Genomic DNA, 18762 nt, shown 5'->3' with positions numbered 1-18762 from the left:
CAAAGGGGACATCGGCCGCCGGCCATCAGCCGAGACGCAGAAACGGCTTTCCGGCGGCCAAATCCAGGCCCAGCGCATGGAGTAGACGCTGCACCGCTATCCGGGATAGCCAGCAGGTACGCTTACCAACCGGCCAGCTGTCCCGAATTCTTCGTTTAGAAACTTGTCCAGAAAGAACACTTGTGCGCGCTGCTGAAATCCGCAGCCGCCAACGGCTGGTTGGCAGGCGTATTCAACTCCAGCAGCTCGCCTGAATGGCCAAACGTTGCCCATTGGGCTTCGTTGGGCGTGCCGTTCTTGGCGAAACTGGTCCAGTAATCGATCATCTGTTCAGACAGGGCCACCTGGGCGTCGGTAGCACCCCGCTGGCGCATGACCTCTTCGGTATTGAGCACGTAGATGATCTCGAAGGCGTGGGCCGCGCCCAGTTCGAAGTTAGCGGGGCGGGCCGGCAACAGATTCAGCGGTGCGTCGCGATCAGCGAACTCGTAGACGTAAGTGGTGACTTCCTTCGCCAAATCGGTTGCCATCGTCAATGCACTACACGCGAATCCTGCATCGGTCGCCATGGCCGCCGTGGCCTGACGGACGGGATCGGCAACGTCGTAGTCGGACAGTGGATAAAGATTGACCAACATTGGCGCCAGCGTGGGGCCGTAGCTTTTCTGGACCTCAGCCTCGTAATCCGTCTCGGGGATCGGCGCGGCATCCAGATTGGGAACGAGGCTCAGTGCCGTGAAAAGCGTGTATTCATCACGATTGGTACCCATGAGGACCGGAACCTTGTTGAAAGCGCTGGACGCCAGAGAACTCCGGATCGACTGGGTCAGGATCGGCGCATTCGGCGCGAAGATCGGCAGCGGGCCGAAACCCTCATTCACGAGCGCCTGGTTGGACAGGATCGTTTCGACGCTCAACGCCTGCAAACAGTCCACGTCGCTGCAGCCGACAGCACTCATGAAGTCGGTCCCTTTCGCTTCGGCAGCGTCCAGGGCGAGCTTGTCCGGCGAATACGAACCGCTCTGGACAATCGCTCGATGGAACAAACCCTCGGTCTGGGGCGACACCAACAGCGACATCACACTATGGCCGCCAGCCGATTCACCGAAGATAGTGACTTGTTCGGGATCGCCGCCAAAGTGGCTGATGTTTTGCTGAACCCACTCCAGCGCCGCTTTCTGGTCTAGCAGACCGTAGTTGCCGGAGGCGCCTTGCTCCGCGCTCAAGGCGGGCGATGCCATAAAGCCCAATGCGCCCAGCCGGTAATTCAACGTCACGACGGTCACGCCCTCCTCTACCAGCCGCGACGGATTATAGCTGGCGCCGCCGGAGCCACTGACAAAGGCCCCGCCATGGATCCACACCATCACAGGATGCGTCGCTTCAGTGCTGTCGTCCGGGGTGTAGATATTCAGGAACAGGCAATCTTCGTTGACGGCCGCTTCGCCCACAGCGCCTCCACTTTGCGGGCAATCGTTACCGAATGCTCCGGCGTCCAGGGTATCGTCACGCTCGGGCGCCGACTGGGGCGCGGCGAAGCGCAGCTCGCCAACCGGCGCGGCGGCGTAAGGAATGCCTTTAAACGAGTAGCCATAAACTTCTTCAACGCCCTTGACCGGACCTTCGGCGGTTTCACGCACCGTGGGTTCGGGTACGGCCTGGGGCTCAGGTTCATCGTCGTCGGAGCCGCAGGCCACCAGGCCCAAAGAGCACATCAGCGTCAGAACCAGCGGCCAGCGGCGGCTTCTTTTGAATGTCTCATTCATCGCACTTTCCTTTTTTGCTGTTGTTTTTTAGGTAGCTTCTTGTTGGGCGCCTCGTGGAGAGGCGCCACTCTCAGCGCCCGAGCCGTCTGCGCAGGGACGCGGGAGAGAAATAACGGTCGTCGGGCGGGGTGCTGGTAAATACCCGCGTGGCCGGCAGCTCGGTGTTCAGCCCCTGCACGTTGTAGCGTTTTTCCTTGAGGTCGTGGAAGGCCTCCAGGTCGGTCCAAACACCCGGCAGGTCGTAGAAATGTTTGAGCATCGCCAGGCTGACCCGCCATAGATCGCCCTTGGCGTCGTACTGATCCACCATGGCGACGTTCCAGCTGTCTTCATCCAGATAAAAGCGGCGCTTCTTGTAGATGTGACGGGCGCCATCCTTCAGTGTGGCTTCCACCACATGCACCCGATGCAGCTCCCAGCGCACCAAATCCGAATTCAGGTGATGGGTGTCGAGGATAGTTTCGAATGGCAGGCCGGACGTGCCGATCCGGTAGTTGTTGTAGGGGATGAGCATTTCCTCGAGGCCGACGTAACGCCAGTCGTAGCGGTCAAGGGCGCCGTTGAACATGTCGGTGTCGTCCACCGTTCGCAGATTAGCTGCCGAGGCGATTGGTGAGTCGTAAGCCAGGCTGGGTGCACGCCGCACCTTGCGCTGGCCGGCATTAAAACCCCAGGCTTTACGCTCTTCGCGCACCTGATTCAGAGTGTCGTGAACCAGGATACCGCCACCGGCAAACTGTTTGGGCGCGGTTACCGTCGACAAGTAGTACGACAGCGTATTGTTCAGAGAGGTGGCATCGGCCTTCGGGTTATAGAAATTGAAGGCCACTTCCTGGCGCAGGGTGACCGGCATGTACTTCCCGTCCTGGGTGACGGCGACTTCCGCCGAAGTCCGCTCCGTGTAGATCCCGCGCCAGCGGGTCAGGTGATTCCACATGACCTGCTTGGCCTGCTCGGCATTGGACCCCGTGAGAATCGGGAAAGGCACGCCGCCATAAGCGCCGGCAATACCGTTGCCGTCCGCCACCAGACGAGCCCGGACCGCGTTCTTCCAGGTATTGGCAGCGACTTGCTCGGGGGCCGAGTGGGAGCGGCGCGTCGGGTATACGTTCACCTGGAAGGTGGCCGGATAAGTCTGCATCAGCGCCGCCACGCCGTCTCCGACGATGGCCCGGTAATCCTCCAGATTATGAAGGTTCACCTGGTAGAACGGCCGATCCTCGGGATAGGGGTCGACGTGATGCTGACCGGTACCCTTGTAGCCGTCGGGACGACCGGTATAACCGCCGGTCCAGGCAGGGATGGTCCCGCTGGCATTACCGGCACGGATGGCGCCAAAGGGCGTGAGATTTCGGCCTAGCTGGTCCGCCTGATCGACGGTCACCATTGCAGAGACTGGAGCCGTGTAAGCAAGCAGGGCAAATAAGATAGAAGAGGAGAGCCCCCTCAGTTTTCGGGTGTCGGTACAGCGCATCATTCTGGTCCTTGTTGTTGGTCTTGGATGACTCAGATGAGACATTTGTTAATTTAGTCTCATTAGTAGCTCTTGCCAACCGGAAATGGCACTGCATTTTAAAATTTGACACAAATTTCAAAATTTCGATGAACAGAGAAATGTTATTTCACAATTTGGGGGAGGACCGACAAAGCCGGGAATTTTCAGGGAGGGGGGACGGGCGATATCCTAAACGGCTAAGGTATTGCCCATAGACTTAGACAGCGCTCTCTATAGGGCTCTACAGGGTATCGGCGCAAATGGTCTGGTTACGGCCTGCGCCTTTGGCGCTGTATAGCGCCTCGTCGGCACGCTTGATAAGCCCGGGGCGTTCAACACCGTGCGCGGGGAACGCCGCGAGGCCAGCCGAGAAGGTGACCGATTCAGGCCCGTCCGGCGCAAACGAATGCGCCGCGAAACGTCTCCGTAACGCATCGATCTTTTCCTTGGCCTGGGCCAGCGTAGCGCCCGGAAGGATGATCAGGAATTCCTCGCCACCATAGCGACAACCCACATCCATGGCCCGTATTGCGGTCCGGACGTGGTCTGCCAAGGTACGCAGCACACGGTCGCCGGCGTCGTGCCCGTGCGTGTCATTGATGGCCTTAAAGTGGTCGATATCCAAAAGGCAAACCACTACAAAGCCGGATTCACGCTGAGCCCGGGCCAGCTCCCGATCCAGCGTCAATTCCATCCAGCGCCGGTTAAACAGGTCGGTTAGCGGGTCGCGGATGGCCTGCTCCTTGAGAACCTGCCTGAGCCGCTCGTTCTGGCGTAGCTGCTCGCGCAAGTCCGTCAACAAGCGTCGCAATTCGGTCACGTCACGCAGCACGATAACGTGACCCAGAAGCCGCCCTCCTCGTTCCGACAACAGCGGCGTATGCTGGACATTGAGATCGAGATCATCCGCACCTTCGTCCTGCAGCTTGACGGCTTCCATGTCCTTGTCGGCGAAGGTCGTCAGTTCAGGCACCAGCACTTCGAGTTGCATGCCGTGCTCCAGCATTCTGTTTCTGGATCCGAACAGTGCCTTGGCAGCAGGGTTGAAGTCGGTAATGCGTTGCAGATGATCCGTTACCAGCACAGTGTCTTCCATATGCTCGACAATGCGCGTTCGGGCGATGGGCATCAATGTCAGGAAACCGCGCCGCCGCACGTTGTAGAGCATGACGATAGCGGCAACAAGAAAGCCAAACGGCGAATAATCCAGGCGTTCGAACGGCTCCGGCAAAATGTGGAAGATCGACAGGATATTGGCAACGCTGGGCATCAGGACACCCGCCAGCAGGATCAACGCCTGCCGTCTAAATACCGGCGACGCCACCAGCACGAAACGCAGCAGAAGAATGTCCGCCAGCAGCACCAGCAAGTAGGAGTAGGCCGCGTGAACCCAAAACGCTGGGCCACCCTGGAAAATCTCGCCTGTGCCCGGCTCGAATCCGCCGATGAACCATCCATGGAGCGGGTCCGTTGCAATGGCCACCAACGTCGCCACAGGCATGATCGATAGCGCCAGTAACAGCCGGCGGCCGACGCTTTCGACCACCCCCGTGTATTGCAGGATAAACACTAAAAAACCGGCAGGCAGTACGACGACGCCCAGAAATAACAGTTTGAACCAGAAAAGCGGATCGTTCGAAAGCTCGGGCAGACTGCCCGGAAAATAGGAATTGATGAGCTGGAGGGCATAACACAAGGTCCACCAACTCAGTCCCAGCATCTGCACGAGGACCGATACGGCACCTTTCGACTGGCGGCGGGTATAGGCGCTGTAGGCCATTGCCAGCGTAGCCAAACAACAAATGAAGAGCGCCGAGATAAAAACGGCCATCAGTAAACCTTTTGCGTCAGGTACTTCAGTCTTATATTTAAGACCAAATTGGCATGTCCGGTTCGGCAAGTGAATTCGAAAATGTATACTGATTGCAAATAATTAAAAAATACCGGGTATTAAGAGGATCATCTGATTGTGACGAAGCACGTAAATTCCGCTGACGCGGCGCTGTCTGAGTCGTCATTACGCACCACCCGCGCAACGCCGGACGATGCCTTTCGCAAGGCGCGCGACCACTGGCTGAAAGGCGAGCGCATTCACCTGGCCTCCCTTGCCGTGGAACTGAACATCGGCCGCGCCACCCTATTCCGCTGGGTGGGCAATAAGGACCTGCTGCTGGGAGAAATCTTGTGGTCCCTGTATGCACCGCTGCGTGAGCGCGCCCGCCGGAAAGTCTCCGGCAATGGCATCGAGCATGTCGTCGGCGTGTACCACCGTATCAACGCCACACTGCTGAACGATGCCGCGTTGCGGCGATTTATCAGCCAGGATCCGGAATACGCGCTGCGTATACTGACGTCTGCGAGTTCCACGATCCACAACCGGGTCGTCCAGGCCAATACCCGCATGTTGTGGGAACAGATCGACGCCGGGCATTTGAAGCAGCCCGCCATGAAAACCGAGAGCCTGTCCTACTTCATGGTCCGTTTGGCCGAGTCGTGCCTATACAGCGACGTCATTTGTGGACGCGAACCGCAGGAAGAGGAGCTGGAGGAAGCCTGTAAAGCCGTGCGTATTCTGTTGGGTGGCCAGCCGGGCTGACGGGACTATAAGCGCTGGGAAAGCAAGCGAAGAGTCCCATCCAGGACGCTTCGCTTGCTCGAATTCAGGCGCGGGTCTTTAGAAACTCAACCCGGCCGGTTAATCACCGCCATGGTGATGCGGGAAAGACAGGTCAGCCGGCCTTGCTCATCTTCGATACGGATTTCCCATACCTGAGTCGAGCCACCGATATGGTGGGGCCGCGCCGTGCCGTAGACCCAGCCGGACGCTACCGAGCGGATGTGGTTGGCGTTGATTTCCAGACCCACCGCCGCCTGGGTGGGCTTGCGCAGGCAGTGATTGGCCGCGACGCTACCCAGGGTTTCCGCCAGCACCACGGAAGCGCCGCCATGGAGAATGCCGAACGGCTGCACGGTGCGCTGATCCACTGGCATCCGCGCCTTGAGGTAATCGTCCCCCGCTTCCAGGAATTCGATACCCATGGTGCTCACAGCAGTATTATCGCTGTGAGCCTGCATTTCTTCCATGGTCGGGGTATGGGTCCAGACACTGCTCATTATTTGCCTCCAGGAAAGCTAGGTACCTATTAAAATAGGCACCTATTAAAGCACCGATTACAGCTGGAGAGAACGCACTTCCAGAAATTCCTCGAGACCCCATTTTCCGAATTCCCGACCCACACCGGAATGGCCAAAGCCGCCAAACGGTGCCTGCGGATTGAAAGCCCCGCCATTGACGAACACCTGACCGGTACGCAACTTGCCGGCGATCTTCTTCGCCTTGTCGGCATCGCCGGACCAGACCGCCCCGGACAAACCGAACGGCGTACCATTGGCGATCTTTACCGCCTCGGCTTCATCGCTGTAAGGAATCACGCACAGCACCGGCCCGAAGATCTCTTCCTGGGCAATGCGGCTATCCGGCTTCACATTGCCGAACACGGTCGCTTTGACGAAGTAGCCCTTCTCCAAGCCTTCCGGGGCGTCAGCTCCACCGGCAACCAGCGTGGCGCCCTCTTCGATACCCAGACGAATGTATTCAAACACCTTGTCGCGCTGCTGAGCGGACGCCAGCGGCCCCAGACGGGTGGTTTCTTCCAGCGGGTTGCCGGGTGTCATCTTGGCAACGACTTCGGCAGCCAGTTCGCAGGCCTCGTCATGCTTGTCCGCCGGTACCAGCATGCGGGTCAGCGCGGTGCAGGTCTGGCCGGAGTTGAGCAGGCAGTTATTAATCGTGCCCTTCACAGCGGCTTTGAGGTCCGCATCGGGCAGAATCACCGACGCCGATTTGCCGCCCATTTCCAGGGCGTAGCGCTTGAAGTCGTCGGCGGCGGCGTGGGCGATCAGATGGCCGGTACGGGTGGAGCCGGTGAACGACACCATGCTCACCTGCGGGTGCTTGATGAGCGTGTCGCCTACGTCCTGACCCAGGCCGCAGACCATGTTGAACACGCCCTTGGGCAGGTCGGTGCCGTCGAGAATCTCGGACAGGATAAACGCACTGCCCGGCGCAATTTCGCTGGGCTTGAGCACCACGGTGCAGCCCGCCGCCATGGCCGGAACCACTTTCAGCATCACCTGATGCAGCGGATAGTTCCAGGGGGTGATACAGCCGACAACGCCGACCGGCGTGTACTGGACTTCGGAGTTACCCACCTGCTCACTGAACGGGAAGTCCGGCAGCATTTCCAGGTACGACTTGGTCGTCACGATCGGCATGCCCGCCTGGATCTGGCCCGCCAGCTTGGCCGGCATGCCCACTTCCCGGCTTACGGTTTCGGCGATTTCCGGTGCGCGCTCCTTCAGGCCGTCCAGCAGCTGCTTGAGAATCTTCAGACGCTCGTCCAGGGCTGTTTCGGACCAGCTCTCGAAAGCGTTATGAGCCGCTTCGATGGCCCGCTCCATGTCGGCGCGACCGGCGGCCGGCACCTTGGCCATCACCTCGCCGGTGGCGGCTTCGTACACGTCCAAGGTATCGCCGCTCCAGTCTTCCCACTGGCCGTTGATGTAGAGCTTACTCAGGTTCTTCATCTTCATCTCTCCAAGTGGATTTTATTCAAAGACGATCACGCCGCGGGCGTTCTTGCCGGAGACCATGTCGTCGAAGGCCTGGGGGGCCTCATCGATGCTATAGGTCTGGGTAATCAGCTCGTCGAGCTTGAGCTTGCCCGCCTTGTACAGGGCAATGATACGGGGGAAATCGTGCTGCGGACGGGCCGAACCCAACCAGCTGCCTTTGAGCGTACGCTCGTCGGCGGGCAGGGACAGGGTGCCAATCTCGGTCTTGTCCTTGGGATCGGCCACGCCGACCACTACCGCCGTGCCGCCACGGCCAAGGCACTTGTAGGCCTGCGCCGCCACCGCGCCCGCACCGACGCATTCGAAGGCGTAATCGACGCCGCCGGTCAGCTTCTTCACGGCCTTGGCCGCATCGTCCACTTCGTTGATATTCACGGTATGGGTGGCGCCGAATTCCTTCGCCATCTCCAGCTTCTTGTCGCTGGTATCGACGGCGACGATCATCTCGGCACCGGCGGTGGCACAGCCCTGGATCGCGTTGAGGCCCACGCCCCCGACGCCAAAGACCGCAGCGCGCGAGCCCGGCTCAAGCTTGGCGGTATTGAACACCGCACCCACGCCGGTCATCACGGCACAGCCGACCAGAGCGGCATTCTGCAGCGGCACGCCTTGTTCGATCTTGACCGCGTTGTCCACGTGCAGCGTGGCGTATTCCGCCATCACACCACAGGCGCCGAAGACGTTCAGGTCGTTGCCGTCGGCGTCGGTCGTCCGCACGGTGCCATCGGGCAGGGTGAACATGGCCTTGCTCGCGTTGTCGCACAGTACCGGCCGGCCACGCACGCATTGGCGGCATTTACCGCACATGGAGATGAACGAACTGACCACATGGTCGCCTTCCTGGAAATCGGTCACGCCCTCGCCGACTTCAATCACCACACCGGCGGCTTCGTGACCGAGGACGAGGGGCGGCGGATACTGGATCTTGCCGGTGGTGGCCGATAGATCACTGTGGCACACACCACAGGCCGCCACCTTGATGGTGATTTCATTGCGTTTGGGTGCGGCAACCTTGATGGTTTCCACCGTGATGGGTTTACCCCATTCCCGGCAGACAACAGCCTTTGCGTCACGCGTCATGATCTATTCTCCCTTTTTATGGTTATCTGTAAGGTTCTCTGTGATGCCGTGAATTCGTTTGAAAAAGCCGTAGCGGCAGTCCTTAGAATTCGGTATCCGCAATACTCAGTGCCGTACCATCGACCTCCGCCAGCAGCCCCGCCAGCGATGCTACCCGCGGCAGTTCGTAGCGGGCGAAGTAATCGCACGCCTTGAGCTTGCCGCGATAGAATTCCTCGGTTTGGGGCCCGCCGTTGGCGATACCCTGCGTGGCCACTTGAGCCTGGCGCAGCCACAACCAGCCGACCACCGTGTGACCGAAGGCTTCCAGATAGAGCGATGCATTAGCCAGCGCCCGCTCGACTTCGCCCGACGCCCTTACCTTGTTGATGGCGTCCGTGGCTTCGGTCATATGCGCCATGGCCACCTGCAGACGTTCGGCATTGTCCTTCAGTTCCGGCATGTCCTGCGCCTCGCCAATGGTGCGGCGCATTTTGCCCATCAAGGCATTGTAATACTCACCGTTGGCCATGAGGACCTTGCGGCCTAGCAAGTCGAGTCCCTGGATGCCGTGGGTGCCCTCGTGAATCGGGTTCAGCCGATTATCGCGGTAGAACTGCTCCACCGGATACTCGCGGGTATAGCCATAGCCTCCGTGAACCTGAATCGCCAAACTGTTGGCTTCAAGACAGAACTGGGACGGCCAGGATTTGATCAGTGGCGTCAGCAGATCCAGTACCCCGGCAGCTTCCTCACGCTCGGCGTCGCTCTTGGCGAATTTCTTCTCGTCGACCAAGCGCGCGCCTTCCAGGCACAGGGACAAGCCGCCTTCGACGTAGGCTTTCTGGGTCAGCAGCATGCGGCGTATATCGGCGTGGCGGATCAACGGCACCTGGGGCGTTGCCGGGTCCTTCTCACCCATGGGGCGCCCCTGGTTGCGATCCCGGGCATAATCCAGCGCATGCAGGTAACCGGTGTAGCCCAGCATCACCGCGCCGAGGCCCACGCCTATCCGTGCCTCGTTCATCATGTGGAACATGGCCGCCAGCCCTTTGTGCGGCTCGCCCACCAGATAGCCGACAGCGCCTTCTTTCTCACCGAAATTGAGCATGGTGGACGTCGTGCCGCGGTAGCCCATCTTGTGGATCAGGCCCGCCAGGGCGACATCGTTGCGCTCGCCGATGCTACCGTCCTCGTTGACCAGGAACTTGGGCACCAGGAACAGGGAAATCCCCTTCACACCCGGAGGTGCATCCGGAAGCCGCGCCAGCACCATGTGGATGATGTTCTCGCTCAGCTCATGGTCGCCGGCGGAAATGAAGATTTTGTTGCCTTTGAGCCGGTAGCTGCCGTCGTTCTGGGGCTCGGCACGGGTGCGCAAGTCGCCCAGGGACGAGCCAGCGTGAGGCTCGGTCAGGCACATGGTGCCAAAGAAGCGGCCCGCCAGCATGTGATTGGCGTAACGCTCTTTCTGCTCCTCGGAACCGCAGGTCAGGATCAGGTTGGCAGCGGCAATGGTCAGGCCGGCGTAGCCCTGAGTGCCGACATTGGCGCCCTTGAGCAGACCCACGCACATCTGCGCCACGGCGGCGGGCAATTGCATACCGCCGCGCTCATAGCTCTGTCCGGCAGCCATCAGGCCGGTCTCACGCAGCACATCCAGGGCCTTCTTGACTTCGGGCCGCATGGTGACGCGACCATTCTCGAAGGTGGGCTCTTCCTCGTCCACCAGACGGGCGTGTGGCGCGAATTCTTCCGCCGCCACCTTCAACGCCAGATCGAGTGCGGCCTGGAGCGTGTCCAGGCTGTGATCGGCGTAGCGGTCGTACTTCAGCACGTCTTCGGTGCGGTGGAGTTCGAAGAGTTGGAAGGCCAGATCCTGGGGGTTGATGATGCGCTGCATGGCTTTGATCTCTTTTTATTGGAAAGCCGCCAGGGCGGCGTCGAACCACCCCGGCGGAAACTGCGGATTAAACGACTTCGAACAGACCGGCAGCACCCTGGCCACCACCAATACACATGGTCACCACCACATACTTGGCGCCACGGCGCTTGCCTTCGATCAGCGCATGACCGGTCAGGCGCGAGCCGGTAACGCCGTAGGGGTGGCCGATGGAGATGGAGCCGCCGTTGACGTTCAGCTTGTCCATGGGGATGCCCAGACGGTCACGGCAGTAGACCACCTGGGAGGCGAAGGCTTCGTTCAGTTCCCACAGGTCGATGTCGTCCATCTTCAGACCGGTGCGCTCCAGCAGGCGTGGGATGGCATAGACCGGGCCGATGCCCATCTCGTCCGGCTCGCAACCGGCGACCGCGAAACCGCGGAAGATGCCTATGGGCTCGATGTTGTTCTTCTCGGCGTAGGTGCTGTCCATCACCACACACACGGATGCGCCGTCGGAGAGCTGGCTGGCGTTACCGGCGGTGACGAACTGATCTTCGCCGCGTACCGGGTTCAGACCGGCCAAGCCTTCAAGCGTCGTGTTGGGACGGTTGCACTCGTCTTTGGTCAGTGTGACCTGCTTTTCGCTCACCTCGCCGGTTTCCTTGTCCTTCACCAGCATGGTGGCGTCGTAAGGCACGATCTCGTCGTCGAAGTAGCCCTTTTCCTGCGCTGCGGCGGTGCGCTGCTGGCTGACCAGGGCGTACTCATCCTGGGCCTCGCGGCTGATGTTATAGCGCTTGGCGACGATGTCCGCGGTTTCGATCATGGACATGTAAAGCTCGGGCTTGTTCTGCATCAGCCATTCGTTGGTGGCGCGGAACTGGTTGATCTTGTCGTTCTGCACCAGGCTGATGGACTCCACACCGCCGGCTACCATCGCTGGCACTTTCTCTGACATGATGCGCTGGGACGCCAGGGCGATGGACTGCAAACCGGAGCTGCAGAAACGGTTGATGGACAGGCCGGCCGTGGTCACCGGCAGGCCTGCACGCACGGCCGCCAGACGGGCTATGTTCTTGCCCTGTGCGCCTTCATGAAAGGTGGCGCCCAGAATCACGTCCTCGACGATGGCCGGATCGATACCGGCGCGCTGGATGGCATGCTGGATGACGTGGCCGGCGATATCGACGCTGTGCGCGTTGTTCAGCGCACCGCGATAGGATTTGCCCAGACCGGTGCGGGCGGTGGAGACGATGACGGCGTCAGACATGAGAGAGTCCTCGAATAACTTTTAGGGTTGTTTGGACGCGAACCTGCGACGCGCTAAGCGTGCCGCAGGTTCAGCAAAGGTCATTCCTGAAGGGCTTTAGAGGCTACCGAAGGTCTTGCCTTCCTTCGCCAGGCGCTCCAGCAGTGCGGCCGGCTTCCACTGATCGCCACCCAGGGTGTCGTGGAAACGCTTGACCGTTTCGTAGATCTCCTTCACGCCCACCTGGTCGGCCCAGAACATGGGGCCACCGCGGTAAGCGGGGAAGCCATAGCCGTAGATCCAGACAATATCCACATCCAGTGCGCGGTCGGCGACGCCTTCTTCCAGGATCTTCGCGCCTTCGTTGATCATCACGTACATGCACCGCTCGAGGATTTCCTGGTCGGAGATCTCGCGCGACTCGATACCCTGCTCCTTACGGAACTCGGCGATCAGTGCATCCACCTTGGGATCGGGGATCGGCTTGCGGCTGCCTTCCTCGTAGAGATACGTACCGGCCTGGGTCTTCTGCCCAAGACGGCCTTCTTCCGCCAGCTTATCCATCCAGTTTGCAGGGATGTCCTCACCCGCTTTCCGGCGCTCCTCGCGGATACGGTAACCCACGTCGATACCCGCCAGGTCAGACATCGCGAACTGCCCCATGGGGAAGCCCAGGTCGGTCAGCACCTTATCCACTTGCTGGGGGGATGCGCCCTCGTTGACCAACTTGACCGCTTCCGCGCCACGCTGGTGCAGCATGCGGTTGCCGACGAAGCCGTAGCAGTTGCCCACCAGCACACCGACTTTCTTGATGCGCTTGGCGATAGCCATCACCGTCGCCTTCACGTCGTCGGAGGTTTTGGTGCCGCGCACGTTTTCCAGCAGCTTCATCACATTGGCGGGGCTGAAGAAGTGCATACCGACCACGTCTTCCGGTCGGCTGGTGGACGACGCGATCTCGTCGATATCCAGGGTGGAGGTGTTGGAGGCCAGGATAGCGCCGGGCTTGCAGACCTTGTCCAGGGTGCCGAAGATTTCTTTTTTGACGCCCATGTTTTCGAACACGGCCTCGATCACCAGATCGACATCGGCAAAATCCTCATAGGCCAGGGTCGGTGTGATTAGCGCCATGCGCTCTTCTACCTGGTCCTGAGTAATGCGTCCCTTCTTGGCCGTGCTTTCGTAGTTGCGACGAATAATCGCCAGGCCTTTATCCAACGCGTCCTGCTTGACCTCCAGCAGGCGAACGGGGATGCCGACGTTGGCGAAGTTCATGGCAATACCGCCGCCCATGGTGCCAGCGCCAATAATACCCACGGACTTCACATCGCGGACCGGCGTGTCCTTGGACAGACCCGGAACCTTGGATACCTCACGCTCGGCGAAGAAGGCGTGGACCAGCCCGGCGCGCTGGGGCGATTCCATGCATTCCATGAACAGTTCACGCTCGCGCTTCATACCCTCGTCGAACGCAAGCTGGAAAGCGGCTTCCACGGCGTCCACACACTTAAAGGGGGAGAACTGCCCCCGGGCCTTCTTCTGCAGGCCCGCACGGAACTGCTCGAAAACATCGCTGCCCTTGTCCGCCTCAATCTTGTCCGTCAGTTCGCGCACACGGCGTACCGGCTTGCCTTCATCGACGACTTTCTGGGCGAATTGCAGGCCTACGGCTTTCACATCGGAGCCGGCTTCGACGGCATCGACAATCCCAGACTGCAGCGCATCGGCTGCGGAAGCGAAATCGCCGGACGTGATCATTTCCAGCGATTTCTGGGCACCCGCCAAACGCGGCAGACGCTGGGTACCGCCAGCACCGGGCAGCAGACCCAACTTCACTTCCGGCAGACCGACCTTGGCGCTTTCCAGCGCGACGCGGTAGTGACAACCCAGGGCCATTTCCAGACCACCGCCCAAAGCGGTGCCGTGGATCGCGGCAACGATTGGCTTGTCGCTGTTCTCGTAGGTTTCCACAACGGAGGGCAGTCCGGGCTCCTGCATCGGCTTGCCAAATTCACGGATATCGGCACCCGCGATAAACGTCCGGCCTTCACAGACCAGCAGGAGAGCCTTAGCCTCCGCATCGGCTTGCCCCTGCTTAAGGGCGTCGAGCAATCCGGAGCGCACGGCATGGCTGAGGGCGTTGACCGGTGGGTAGTTAACGGTGATGACGCCAATAGCGCCTTCGCGTTGATAGGTGACGACCTCTGACATTGCTCTCTCCTTGTGTTTCTATGGAATGCAGTTTTATTAAGCGAAACTTAAGAACGATTTAAACCATTTTCACACCATCTTTCAACAGCAAATTGAGACAGTGCGTCGACAGACGGTTCAACGCGGCGGGTAATTAGATAGCTTAGTTGATGCAGCCGAGGAGGAAAGAACCAAAAGAAAAGGAGGATGTGGTGAGCCTGCGAACCGCCTTATTCTAGAAGCTAACTCAAGCTCAGAAGAAGCGGATGGCAGTCCTCGCCGGAGGAAGGACATGGATGTCCTGGTCGTTGATGTCCCGGCCGTTATAGGGGCCAGGGGTGGCCCTTTATAGCAGCGAAGACGAGGACAGCCATCCGATTCCTGCACGAGGTCACAGTATCGACCATGAGAAACATTCTGCGGTTCGGCTTAGACTCATCAGCACGCTACGCGGGTGCAGTAAAGTTCGGGAGTGGCATCACAAAATACAGGCAAAAAAACCGCGGGCCGTAGCCTACGGTTTCTTGTTTCGAATGCGAGGGATCGCTGAACTCAGACCCCAAGTGCCTCGATATCGCTGGCCAGCATCGCCAACTGGTGAGCGATGGACTCGCGCAGCTTCTCGCCGGAGATCAGGTAGGACGGCGCAGCACACGTCAGCACCATGGTGGTGCCGTCTTCCAGGCGGACCGGCACACCGGCAGAGTTAATATTGCGGTCCCACTCCCCGAGGGAGAGACAGAAACCATTGGTCTTGTAGTCCTCCATGGCGCGCTCGAGACCTTCTTTCTTTTCCGGCCACTGGTCGCCGTACTTCTTCGCCATACCATCCATCAGGATCTTGCGGCCGCTTTCGCTGATAGCGGAACAATAAGCGCGCCCCGCAGAGGTCGTTGCCATCGGCAAGCGCAGACCAATCTCCATGCGCAGAAGTGTGGCTTCCGGAGGCATGCGGTTTTCCACATAAATCATGTGCAAGCGGTCATGACAGGTCAGGCCGACAGACATATTGGTGCGGCGAGCAAACTCGTCCATGTAGGGCTTGGCGAGCTGGCGCACCTTCAGGTTGGAGACGTAAGCGTACCCCAGGGCCAGGACACCCGAGCTGAGCTGATACTTCTCAAGCAACGGGTTGTAGCTCAAGTAGCCTAATTTGGTCAGTGTGTAGGTCATGCGGGAGACGGTGGGCTTCGGTAACCCGGTCAGGCGCGAGATATCTTGGTTGCCGAGGATTACGGACCCCTGACTGAAGGCACGCAGAACGTCGAGCCCACGGGACAGCGCCTCAACGAATTTGCGATCCTTTTCAGGCCCTTTCGCTCGACTATCACCGGCCGCCAAGGCCAGGTCTGTCTTAATTTTCTGTTTTGCCGTCATAATTGCCTAGTGCTCCCCACAGCCTTCAACCTTCACGAATGGCCGGATCGTTCTTCCAGTCGTAACTGGAACACAAGACAGGTGACCAACGCGCTTTGGCAGCTTAGGTGATTCGCTTAAAGAGTTATTACTCTGATGAATGAAAACTGCCCTATTTTAATCAGAGTCCAATGTAAGTACCACCTGCTTTCAATCAATATACGTGCCAATTTGAAACACTATTTCTTTTTGTTTCACTCTTTTTGCCGGAGTGCAGCTTGACTGCGAAAAAAGTAAGTGACTGCACGGTATGTCGTTCTGCCATGCAAAATATAGTAGACGAATTCCTCACCTTTATCTAATAACAAGCGCCTAAACGGCGCCCAGCGAAATATAAGTCCACAAAAACAACAGCATTAGCGGAATGCACACCAAAGCAAACACCCCATTCCAGCCGAAAGCGACGACCCAGCGCGACAGCTGACCAAACCGCGACAACAGCATGACTGACGGCCCGAACGGCGAGAGCATCATCGCCATCGAGAAGCCGATCACCAGGGCCACGGCCACCCATAATGGTTCCAGTCCGGACGCCGCAAGCTGCGAGAGCAGGCCGGCAAGGAAACTCAACACCGTGATCGGCGCAATACCCACTGCGGCAAACAGAGGCAGCATCAACATACTCCCCGCCGCTAGCAGAAATAGACTCGCCCGGCCGTCGAGTAACTGGGTAATGGCTTCCGGCGGCACTTGGGCCGAAAGGGCGACACCCAAAGCCGCCGATGCGGCGAAAATACAGATTTCGTTGCTCAGACCCGCAATACTGCCAGCGACTTCCGTCGCCACCGCGCCCACCCCCCGGTCGGTCAGCCACATATAAAGGAAGGTAACGGTTGGCACCGAGAGCATAGCGGCGCGGGACACATTTAAAGGGGTTGCCAGAACCACCAGCGTCATGAGGGCAAAGACACTCAGTATGACAACGATCAGACGAGCGGTGCCGGAAGGCCAGCCCTGAAGCGATGCCCGCTCGGCGCTGATGTGACTGAAACGCCGGTACTCCAGCAGCCAGCCCACACCGACAAAGATCAGTGCCGCCAGAGCGCTGAACGGCAGAATCTGCGCCCAGCTGAGAGACGGCACCTCCCGCGTGATGATCGCCACCGCCACACTGGTCGGCGCGATTAGCGGAACCAGCGCAAACCCGCGCAGGGTGCTGCTTAGGATGCTACGCAGCCAGCGCAAGCGGGCAGCCCCGGTGATGCCGCGCTGACTCAGCGTTTCGGAGAGTGCCCCGCAAAGCAGGTTCATCACACCGAAATTCAGCACCGAGGCCACGCTGAAACTGGTGAGCGCATACTTGGGATAGAGCCAGACCGGCGAACCGCCCAGGAGCACATCGTGAATGCGCCGAAGCACCTCGAACCGGCGCACCAGACACTGCATGGTTCCCAGACTGCCGAGAAACGCGCCGTAAAAAGCGGCGGCTGTGGCGGCCTCTGCCAATTGCTCGCCGGAGAGGCGTTGCGAAAGCAACAATCCGGCGAGCGTGACGACAGTGACCAGCATGAGATAACGCGCGTAACCTTCCAGGCGCCCAACATGCAGAAGGAAGTAGATCAGGAAAACGGAGCCGGCAATCAGGCTCAGAACCTCCGTTCCCGTCAGCAGCGCAATCAGCTCGCACAGGACGGCAAAGGGCAGGAAATAGCCCGTCATGAGTGACCGGCTTCGGACGTCGGGACGGCTTGCATTTACGGTATCCCCCGATTAATCTAGCTCATATACAAAACTGTGTTTCGCTAAACGAAACTATATTAACATTTATGCCGATACAAGCCCTTAGGGCTTCCCTCGAATAGTCTTTTGCGACGGAAACCCGAACGGTTTGACGATGGGAGATGCCATGTCTGCGTACATCTACGATGGCCTAAGAACACCTTTTGGCCGCCATGCCGGCGCCCTCGCCAAAGTCCGTCCCGACGACTTATTGGCCAGCGTCATCCAGGCGGTGGTTGAGCGTAACGACTTCGACAAAGCGTTATATGAGGACGTCATCGCCGGATGCACCAACCAAGCCGGCGAAGACGCGCGCAACATCGCCCGTCATGCGGGTTTGATGGCTGGCTTACCCGTCGAGACCGGCGGCCTCACCGTCAACCGTCTGTGTGGATCCGGCCTGGCCGCCATTATCGATGCCGCCCGCGCCGTGCGCTGTGGCGAAGGCGAACTGTTCGTCGCCGGTGGTGCCGAGAGTATGAGCCGTGCGCCTTTCGTCATGGCCAAGGCCGATACGCCCTACAGCAGGGAGTTCCGCGCGTTCGACAGCACCATCGGCGCCCGCTTCCCCAACCCGCGGGTGGAAAACGAATACGGCAACGACACCATGCCGCAGACCGCTGACAATATTGCCTACGAGCTAAAGCTGTCGCGGGAAGCGGTGGACCAATTCGCCGCCCAGAGTCAGGCCCGTTACGACGCGGCACTGAAAGACGGCTTCTATGATGAAGAGTTGCTTGCCATAGAAGTACCACAAGGCCGCAAGAAGCCTGCGGTCACTGTGGACAAGGACGAACACCCGCGCCCCCAATCCGACATGGAGGCGCTGTCCGGATTGCGCTCCCTGTTTGAAGGCGGCGTGGTTACCGCTGGCAATGCATCGGGCGTTAACGACGGTGCCGCCGCTCTGATCGTCGGCTCTCTTGCCGCAGGCGAAAAGGCGGGTGTGCGCCCTCGCGCGCGGATCGTCTCTGCAGCCATCGCCGGCGTTTCGCCCAGCGTTATGGGTTACGGTCCCGTACCAGCCAGCGAAAAGGCCCTGGCCCGCGCCGGTCTGACCCTGAAGGATATGGACGTCATCGAGATTAACGAGGCTTTTGCCGCCCAGGTTCTGGGTTGCACCACCAAGCTGGGCATCGATCCCACGGATCCGCGCCTCAACCCGAACGGCGGCGCTATCGCCGTCGGCCATCCGCTGGGAGCCTCAGGCGCACGCATTGCGCTCACCGCAACCCGCCAGCTAGAGCGTACCGGCGGCCGTTATGCGCTGATCAGCCTGTGTATCGGCGTTGGTCAGGGAGTCGCTGCCGTATTGGAGCGTTTCACAGACTGATTTCATCGCCGTAGG

At 59.6% G+C, this 18762-nt stretch carries 13 protein-coding genes; 2 read left to right on the top strand and 11 right to left on the bottom strand.

The genetic code is table 11. The annotated features are described in order from the left end of the window. Positions 1–155: 155 nt before the first annotated feature. From FXO11_RS01795 to FXO11_RS01785, 3 genes are all read right to left on the bottom strand, one after another. Entirely contained in the window at positions 156–1766 is a 1611-nt protein-coding gene (locus tag FXO11_RS01795; protein ID WP_148861296.1) for a carboxylesterase/lipase family protein, read from the bottom strand. 70 nt (positions 1767–1836) lie between these two features. Further along, positions 1837–3153, bottom strand: a complete 1317-nt coding sequence (locus tag FXO11_RS01790; protein ID WP_227546010.1) for a DUF1329 domain-containing protein — start codon at positions 3151–3153, stop codon at positions 1837–1839. A gap of 349 nt (positions 3154–3502) precedes the next feature. Continuing rightward, positions 3503–5092 (bottom strand): histidine kinase N-terminal 7TM domain-containing diguanylate cyclase, encoded by a 1590-nt coding sequence (locus tag FXO11_RS01785; RefSeq protein WP_148861295.1) that lies wholly within the window; start codon positions 5090–5092, stop codon positions 3503–3505. 138 nt (positions 5093–5230) lie between these two features. On the opposite strand from FXO11_RS01785, the gene FXO11_RS01780 reads away from it, so the two are divergent. Further along, positions 5231–5857 carry a QsdR family transcriptional regulator gene (locus FXO11_RS01780; RefSeq protein WP_202980269.1) on the top strand — a complete coding sequence of 209 codons (627 nt, stop codon included), beginning with the start codon at positions 5231–5233 and terminating at the stop codon, positions 5855–5857. Positions 5858–5943: 86 nt separating this feature from the next. On the opposite strand, the gene FXO11_RS01775 is transcribed toward FXO11_RS01780, so the two are convergent. The 8 genes from FXO11_RS01775 to FXO11_RS01740 all read right to left on the bottom strand — a co-directional run bounded on the left by FXO11_RS01775 (position 5944) and on the right by FXO11_RS01740 (position 17354). Further along, complete coding sequence (locus FXO11_RS01775; RefSeq protein ID WP_148861294.1) at positions 5944–6375, bottom strand: hotdog fold thioesterase; 432 nt, start codon at positions 6373–6375, stop codon at positions 5944–5946. Between the two features lie 57 nt (positions 6376–6432). Beyond that, entirely contained in the window at positions 6433–7848 is a 1416-nt protein-coding gene (locus tag FXO11_RS01770; protein WP_148861293.1) for an aldehyde dehydrogenase family protein, read from the bottom strand. A 21-nt stretch (positions 7849–7869) separates the two neighbouring features. Beyond that, positions 7870–8976, bottom strand: a complete 1107-nt coding sequence (locus tag FXO11_RS01765) for a zinc-binding dehydrogenase (protein ID WP_148861292.1) — start codon at positions 8974–8976, stop codon at positions 7870–7872. Positions 8977–9058: 82 nt separating this feature from the next. Then, positions 9059–10858, bottom strand: coding sequence for an acyl-CoA dehydrogenase (locus FXO11_RS01760; RefSeq protein WP_148861291.1), 1800 nt, complete (start codon positions 10856–10858; stop codon positions 9059–9061). 67 nt (positions 10859–10925) lie between these two features. Further along, positions 10926–12110 carry an acetyl-CoA C-acyltransferase gene (locus FXO11_RS01755; RefSeq protein ID WP_148861290.1) on the bottom strand — a complete coding sequence of 395 codons (1185 nt, stop codon included), beginning with the start codon at positions 12108–12110 and terminating at the stop codon, positions 10926–10928. Positions 12111–12206: 96 nt separating this feature from the next. Next, a complete protein-coding gene (locus FXO11_RS01750) occupies positions 12207–14300 on the bottom strand; it encodes a 3-hydroxyacyl-CoA dehydrogenase NAD-binding domain-containing protein (protein WP_148861289.1) in 2094 nt (697 codons plus the stop codon). Positions 14301–14831: 531 nt separating this feature from the next. Further along, a complete protein-coding gene (locus tag FXO11_RS01745; protein WP_148861288.1) occupies positions 14832–15656 on the bottom strand; it encodes an IclR family transcriptional regulator in 825 nt (274 codons plus the stop codon). A gap of 351 nt (positions 15657–16007) precedes the next feature. Next, entirely contained in the window at positions 16008–17354 is a 1347-nt protein-coding gene (locus FXO11_RS01740; RefSeq protein ID WP_148861287.1) for a hypothetical protein, read from the bottom strand. Positions 17355–17541: 187 nt separating this feature from the next. On the opposite strand from FXO11_RS01740, the gene FXO11_RS01735 reads away from it, so the two are divergent. Beyond that, on the top strand, positions 17542–18747 hold the full coding sequence (locus tag FXO11_RS01735; protein ID WP_148861286.1) for a 3-oxoadipyl-CoA thiolase: 1206 nt from the start codon (positions 17542–17544) through the stop codon (positions 18745–18747). The last annotated feature ends 15 nt before the right edge of the window (positions 18748–18762 follow it).

Source organism: Marinobacter fonticola (genome assembly GCF_008122265.1).
Taxonomy (GTDB): domain Bacteria; phylum Pseudomonadota; class Gammaproteobacteria; order Pseudomonadales; family Oleiphilaceae; genus Marinobacter_A; species Marinobacter_A fonticola.
This window is presented reverse-complemented; position numbering and strand designations above follow the sequence as displayed.